The organism is Streptomyces sp. B15 (assembly GCF_018070605.1).
Taxonomy (GTDB): Bacteria; Actinomycetota; Actinomycetes; order Streptomycetales; family Streptomycetaceae; genus Streptomyces; species Streptomyces smyrnaeus.
In genome coordinates, this window is record NZ_JAGPXJ010000174.1 from 1 (window position 1) to 6639 (window position 6639).

Annotated in this window: 8 protein-coding genes; all 8 read left to right on the forward strand. The window is 73.0% G+C overall.

The annotated features are described in order from the left end of the window. Positions 1 to 630, forward strand: a 630-nt coding sequence (locus KBY19_RS35345; protein ID WP_368861002.1) for a glycosyl hydrolase-related protein, incomplete at its 5' end; no start/stop codon positions are given. 96 nt (positions 631 to 726) lie between these two features. Then, a complete protein-coding gene (locus KBY19_RS35350; RefSeq protein WP_210967469.1) occupies positions 727 to 1470 on the forward strand; it encodes an MBL fold metallo-hydrolase in 744 nt (247 codons plus the stop codon). 120 nt (positions 1471 to 1590) lie between these two features. Next, positions 1591 to 2355 carry a VOC family protein gene (locus tag KBY19_RS35355; protein WP_099886348.1) on the forward strand — a complete coding sequence of 255 codons (765 nt, stop codon included), beginning with the start codon at positions 1591 to 1593 and terminating at the stop codon, positions 2353 to 2355. Between the two features lie 10 nt (positions 2356 to 2365). Then, complete coding sequence (locus tag KBY19_RS35360) at positions 2366 to 2761, forward strand: DUF2795 domain-containing protein (protein WP_210967470.1); 396 nt, start codon at positions 2366 to 2368, stop codon at positions 2759 to 2761. Positions 2762 to 3031: 270 nt separating this feature from the next. Beyond that, the gene (locus KBY19_RS35365; protein WP_210967471.1) at positions 3032 to 4255 is read left to right on the forward strand and encodes an alpha/beta hydrolase family protein; all 1224 of its coding nucleotides are present in this window, start codon (positions 3032 to 3034) and stop codon (positions 4253 to 4255) included. A 92-nt stretch (positions 4256 to 4347) separates the two neighbouring features. Further along, positions 4348 to 4728 (forward strand): DUF3662 domain-containing protein, encoded by a 381-nt coding sequence (locus KBY19_RS35370; protein ID WP_099879085.1) that lies wholly within the window; start codon positions 4348 to 4350, stop codon positions 4726 to 4728. A gap of 183 nt (positions 4729 to 4911) precedes the next feature. Next, positions 4912 to 6078 (forward strand): mandelate racemase/muconate lactonizing enzyme family protein, encoded by a 1167-nt coding sequence (locus tag KBY19_RS35375; RefSeq protein ID WP_099879083.1) that lies wholly within the window; start codon positions 4912 to 4914, stop codon positions 6076 to 6078. Beyond that, on the forward strand, positions 6075 to 6639 hold a 565-nt coding region (locus tag KBY19_RS35380; protein ID WP_307843704.1), incomplete at its 3' end, for an alcohol dehydrogenase catalytic domain-containing protein. The genes KBY19_RS35375 and KBY19_RS35380, both read left to right, overlap by 4 nt.

Below are 6639 nucleotides of genomic sequence, written 5' to 3' on the forward strand. Positions count from 1 at the left end.
GGCTTCGGCGTGGAGCCGCTGCCGACGTGTCCCGCCTCCGCCTTCGTCGCGGCCGGTGGCGCCGCCGTGCTGCTGGAGCACGCCACCGAGTACGAGTTGGTCGCCGACGGCACCGAGTTGGCCCTGACGCTGCTGCGGCCCACCGGGCGGATGTCCCGCAACCGCCATGTGTGGCGCGACGAGCCCGCCGGCGGCGAGTTCGCCACTCCGCAGGCCCAGTGCCGGGGGCTGCGCACGGTGACCTTCGGGCTGCTGCCGTATCCGGGTGAGTGGCACCGCGGCGGGGTGCACTCCGCCGCCGAGTCCTTCCGCCATCCGCTCGCCGCTCTGTACGGCACCGCCCCCGCCGCCACCCCGCTGCCGGACGCGGCCGAGGGGCTGTCCGTCGCGGGCGAGGGCGTCGTCCTCAGCTCGGTGCGGCAGCGGGAAGGGCAGCTGGAGGTACGGGTCGTCGCCCAGTCCCCGCACCCGGCGGCCGTCCGGCTCGCGCTCCACGGGCTGCGCGCCGCCGTACGGTGCGATCTGCTGGGCCGGCCGGTCGAGCAGGGTGAGCCGTCGGCGGTGGCAGGCGGGGCCGTCACGGTGCCGCTGCGGCCGTGGGAGATCGCCACGTTCCGGCTGGGGCGCTGAGCGCCCGCCCTCAGCGCGTCGGGGCCCCGGCCGCGTCGGCCGTCGCCCGGGAAAACAGCTGTTCGTCGGGGCTGGCCGGGGCTAGAGTCCGGTCGTATGCGACTGACGGTACTCGGCGGCTGCGGGGCGTGGCCCACGGCGGACCAGGCGTGCAGCGGCTACCTCGTCGAGTACGCCGGATTCCGGCTGCTGGTCGACCCCGGGTACGCCACGCTGCCCCGCCTGCTCGACCACGGCACGGTGGACGCGGTCGACGCCGTACTGATCAGTCATGGCCACCCCGACCACTGTGCCGACCTCAACCCGCTGCTGCGGGCCCGGCAGTTGAGCGACGCCCCGCCACCCGCGCTGCCGGTGTACGCTCCGCACGGCGCGGTCGAGGCCGTCCTCGCGCTGGACAAGCCGAGCATGCTCGCCGAGGCGTACCGGCTCACAGAGTTCCGGCCGGGCGACCGGTTCGAGATCGGCCCGTTCGTGACCGACACCTGGCTGCTGCCGCACTTCGTGCCCAACGCCGGCCTCCGGCTGAGCACGCCGGAGGCGGTGCTCGCCTACACCGGTGACACGGGGCCGAGCCCCGACATCCCGCGGCTGGCCCGCGACGCCGATCTGCTGCTGTCGGAAGCGACCTACCTCCACCAGGTGCCGACCGCCGACGCGCCGTATCTGCTGACCGCCCGGCTGCTGCTCACCCACCTGTGGCCGGGGACGGACCCGGAAGCGGCGCACGAAGCCGCCGCGGAGTCGTGGCGCGGGCCCCTCGGTGTCGCTGCTCCGGGTCTCGTCGTGGACGTCCCGCACCGTGCGGGCCGCTCCGCGAGCGCCCGCGGCGGTGTCTGAGCCGTCCGGACGGGTCCCGGCCGGTGTCCACCGGGCCGCTGTCCGTTATGCCAGGTACGAGCCGCTATGTACCCTGAGTGGAGCACGCACGATGTCGCCACGCGGCGGGAAGGCGGACACATGGCTTCGGTCGGCGGAGTGCCCTGCTGGGTGAGTCTGATGACCCCCGATCAACGGGCCGCCGAAGACTTCTACGGGCCGGTGCTGAGCTGGACGTTCGTCTCCTCGGACGCGGGCCCCGACGCGCGGATCGCCACGGTGGACGGTCAGCCGGTGGCCGGGATCAACCAGCTGACCGCGGGCGCGGGCCCCGAGGCCGAGCGCTGGACGGTGTACTTCCATGTCGAGGACGCCGACGTGGTCGCGGAGCGGATCTCCGAACGGGGTGCCACCGTGGCGGTGGGCCCCCTGCGGGCGGGTGGCGGCCGTTCCGTCATCGCGGCCGACCGGTGGGGCGCGCCGTTCGGGCTGTGGCAGGGCGACGGGCCCGCCTCCTGGTGGGTCGGCTCGGGCCCCGCCCCCGCCTGGCTCCAGCTGCACACCTCCGACGCCTTCGCCGCCGCGGTCTTCTACGGCGAGATCTTCGACTGGATGGAGGATCCGAGCCATGGGGTCACCTATGAGGAGCAGTACGACGAGATCGTCGTCCGGGTGGACGGCCACCCGGTGGCCGGGTTGCGCGGTGGCGCGCTGGAGTCGCCGCCCGATCCGGGTATCCGGCCGCGATGGGAGCCGTACTTCCGGGTACCCGATCTTGACGCGGCGGTGAGCGCCGCGGAACAGGAGGGCGGCACGGTCGCCACCCCGCCCCGGGAAGGCCCCCTGGGGCGGACGGCGACGCTCCGTGACCCCAAGGGCGCCTCCTTCTGTCTGCTCAGCACGTAAGGAGCACACCATGCAGGAGAACGACAAGAACGGACCGATCCAGGACGACGAGGCCAAGAAGCGGATGCGCGGCGATCTGCGCTCCAACCGCGAGGAGGCGCGGGAGATGGAGCCCTCGGGCGAGGACCAGCCCGAGCCCTACCGGGACCCGCAGGCCCTGCGCACCGGAGGCACCCCGGAGGGGATGACCTCGCGCGACGTCGAGCTGCGCTCCGAGATCGCGCAGTACCTGGGCCGGCATCTGTACCCGACCGGACGCGAGGAGGTGCTGGACGCGCTGCGCGCCGAGCACGCCCCCGACCGGCTCCTGGAGATGGCCGAGGGGCTCCCCGCCGACCAGCGCTTCACCAACGTGCAGGAGCTGGCACAGGCTCTCGGGCTGCACACCGAGTCCCACCGCAGCTGACGGAGGAGGCGCGGGGCTGTGCCTCCGCGCCTCTCCGCGCCTCTCCGGGCCTTTCTGGGCCTTTCTGGGCCGCTCCGCGTCCCTCCGTGCCCCATGGCCGGTGGCACGCAATACCGTGCTGGTTGGAGGGCGGTCGGCCCGCTACCTCGCTGGTGCCGGTCGGCACCGTGCGGGACCAACCGGCCGCTGGATGCCCCTTGGGCGCACGGAGGCCTACGTTCCCCTCGTCAGCGGCACATCTGTCGAGCACTGGCGAACAGGGGAGGGGCCATGCGGCCACCCGAGAACAGCTCCGCATCCAGATCCGTACCCGGACCAGCGCCCAGATCCGGACCCGGACCCGCACCCGGTTCCGTACACAGGGCCCCACGCCGGTCCGTAGGCGCCTGCCTGCTGGCCGGGCTGCTCGCGCTCGCTCCGCTCGCGGCCGGTGCCGCCCCCGCGCAGGCAACCGGTGACGCGGCGGCCAGGGCCACCGCGCTGCCCGCGCTCCCGGCTCCCGACTCGCACGGGCTGACGCTCCGGTCGTGGCACGAGGTGCCCGGCTTCGGCGGGCGGCTGGGCGAGGCGACATTCCTCACCGACGCGATCTTCCGCCCGGCCGGCCCGGGCGCTCCCTCCATCGACCCGGTGCGCAGGCCGGTGAAGGCCCGCATCCTGCTGCCCACCGACTACGACCCCCGCAAGCAGTACCCGGTGCTGTATCTGCTGCACGGCGGGGCGGCCGATGTCGAGCAGTGGTCGAAGCCGGACGGCGGCGACATCGTCGAAACCCTGCGGGGGACCGCGTTCAACGGCATCGTCGTCATGCCGGAGGGCGGCAAGGCGGGCTGGTACAGCGACTGGCAGGGCCATACGGACGGCAACTTCGCCCCCCGGTGGGAGACCTTCCACATCCGCCGGCTGCTGCCGTGGGTGGACGCCAACTTCGCGACGCGGGCCGACCGTTCGGGGCGGGCGGTCGCCGGTGCCTCGATGGGCGGGCTGGGCGCGCTGAAGTACGCGGCGGCGCACCCGGATCTCTTCTCCGCCGTCGGCGCCTTCTCCGGCGGTACGGACATCCGGCCCGCCGCCGCCCAGCAGACCGTCGGCGACTCCCTGTGGTTCTACGGTGCGGCCTTCTCCTGGACCGGACTGCTCGACGGAAAGTACCGCGTCACCGGCAGCACGTCCTACCGGATGAGCACGGTCTTCGGCCCCTCCTCGGGCTGGGCCGCCTTCAATCCGGTACAGGTCGCCGGGAGCGAGGCGTCGTACACGGCCTACGACGGCCGGCTCGCCCTGTACGCGGGGACGGGCGAGGCCGACATCCACGGCTGGAACGAGGCTCTCCACCGTCCGCTCCGCGGTCGCGGGGTCGCCCACCGCTACTGCACCGGGCCCGGCGGGCACGAGATGCGGCTGTGGCGGGAGGATCTGCGCAACTTCGTCGACTACGTCTACGGCTCCCGGGCCCGCTCGTGCCCCAACGGCTGGGCGCCGCCCGCCTCCTGACCGGGCACGGACGTGGCCCCGCGCCCGCTCCCCGGCAAGCGCCACCCGTTCGGGGGGACATGCTTGCCGGGTGGGGCGGGAAGCGGGGAGCGATGAAGTTCTTCCATGACGTCGAAGGCAGGATGGAGCGCTTCTCCGGCTCCCTGTGGCGCCTGTTTGCCCGTGGGTCCAGGGAGTCGGTCGAGGTGCTCGAGGTGCTGCGCCGCGAGTGCGACGCCAAGGCGGTGATCGTGGGCCGGGATCGCACCGTGGTGCCCAACGCCTTCGAGCTGGAGCTGCCGGCCGACAGCTATGCGCGGCTGGCGGGCGAGGCCGGCGCGGTCGGTGCGCGGCTCGCCTCCGAGGTGCGACGGCACGCCGCCGAGCGGCACTTCAGCTTCGCGGGCCCGGTGACCGTCCGGCTGCGGCCGCCGGACGACGACCTGGAGCCGCACCGCTACCGGATTCACAGCAGGATCACTCCCCGCCGCTGACGCCGGGCAATAAGGTTCCCCTGACACGGGGCAACAAGGTCGATCAGTGCCCACCAACGACTCGCACAGAAAAGCGCGTCGCGACCATTGACACCCCTCTCGCCCCTCCTTAGTGTCACATCGCTATTTCGAACGCGTGACGAAATCTCGAACGTAGCGAACGACTTCACAGGAGCGGCTCTCGTGCGCATCACCGGTATCAGCACCCACGTGGTCGGGACGCCTTGGCGGAACCTCACCTATGTCCAGGTCCACACCGACGAAGGACTCACCGGTGTCGGCGAGACCCGGATGCTGGGCCACACCGACGCGCTGCTCGGCTATCTGCGGGAGGCGGAGGCCAACCACATCACCGGTTCCGACCCGTTCCGTACGGAGGACCTGGTACGGCGGATGAAGTACGGGGACTACGGGCGCGCGGGCGAGATCGTGATGTCCGGTATCGCCTGTGTGGAGATGGCCTGCTGGGACATCAAGGGCAAGGCGCTGGGCGTACCCGTCTGGCAGCTGCTGGGCGGCAACGTCACCGACACCGTCAAGGCGTACGCCAACGGCTGGTACACCACCGAGCGCACCCCCGAGGCCTACCACCAGGCCGCCAAGGACGTCATGGCCCGCGGCTACCGCGCGCTGAAGATCGACCCGTTCGGTACCGGGCACCTGGAGCTCTCCCACGAGGACACCCGCTACGCGGTCTCCCTCATCGAGGCGGTGCGGGACGCCATCGGCCCCGAGGCGGAACTGATGCTGGAGATGCACGGCCGCTTCGCGCCCGCCACCGCCGTGCGGCTCGCCCACGAGATGGCGCCGTTCCGGCCCGCGTGGCTGGAGGAACCGGTGCCGCCGGAGAACCTCAAGGCCCTCGCCAAGGTCGCCGACAAGGTGGACATCCCGGTGGCGACGGGGGAGCGCATCCACGACCGGATCGAGTTCCGGGAGCTGTTCGAGAGCCAGGCGGCCGACATCCTCCAGCCCGACCTCGGCCACCTCGGCGGCATCGCCGAGACCCGCAAGCTCGCGGCCACCGCCGAGACCCACTACATGCTCGTGGCCCCGCACAACGTCGGCGGCCCCGTACTGACCGCCGCCAGCCTCCAGGTGGGCTTCGCGACGCCCAACTTCAAGGTGCTGGAGCACTTCAACGACTTCGCGGACGCCGAGATCAAGAAGGTCGTCAAGGGCGCGCCCCAGGTCGACCCCGAAACCGGCTGCTTCACCCTCTCCGACGCACCGGGCCTGGGCGTCGAGCTGGACACCGACGCGGCGGCCGAGTTCCCGCAGCAGCGCGCCCACTTCGACCTGTGGGCCGAGGGCTGGGAGACCCGCAACCCCGACGGCGGCAACCGGTGAACGCGGCCCCGGACGGCACGGAAGCGGCCGGCCTTGCCGTCGTACTGGACGGGCCCGGCGCCGCCCGCCTCGCTCCGCACACCCCGCGCCCGCCCGGCCCCGGGGAGGCGCTGGTGCGCGTCCACGCGGCCGGGATCTGCGGCAGCGACCGGGAGCTGTACCAGGGCAACCGCCCGGCACCGTACGCCCGTTACCCCGTCACGCCCGGCCACGAGTGGTCGGGCACGATCGTCGAGGCCGGCGACGGGGTACCGGAGGCCGTGGTGGGCCGCAAGGTGGTGGGGGAGGGGTTCCGCAACTGCCAGGTGTGCGAACGCTGCCACACCGGTGACACCACGCTGTGCACCGCCGGATACGCCGAGACCGGGTTCACCGAGCCGGGCGCCATGGCCCCCACCCTCACCCTCCCGGCCCGCCTGCTGCACCCGCTGCCCGACGGGGCGGACCTGACGGCCGCCGCGCTGCTGGAGCCCGCGGCGTGTGTCGCGGCAGCCGCGCTCCGGGCCCGGGTACGCCCCGGCGACCGGGTGGCCGTCGTCGGCGACGGGACGCTGGGGATGC

Bases quoted from the DNA above. Each gene is read 5' to 3' on its own strand.
- KBY19_RS35350 (WP_210967469.1), top strand. From the start codon at position 727: ATGCGACTGACGGTACTCGGCGGCTGCGGGGCGTGGCCCACGGCGGAC.
- KBY19_RS35355 (WP_099886348.1), top strand. From the start codon at position 1,591: ATGGCTTCGGTCGGCGGAGTGCCCTGCTGGGTGAGTCTGATGACCCCC.
- KBY19_RS35360 (WP_210967470.1), top strand. From the start codon at position 2,366: ATGCAGGAGAACGACAAGAACGGACCGATCCAGGACGACGAGGCCAAG.
- KBY19_RS35365 (WP_210967471.1), top strand. From the start codon at position 3,032: ATGCGGCCACCCGAGAACAGCTCCGCATCCAGATCCGTACCCGGACCA.
- KBY19_RS35370 (WP_099879085.1), top strand. From the start codon at position 4,348: ATGAAGTTCTTCCATGACGTCGAAGGCAGGATGGAGCGCTTCTCCGGC.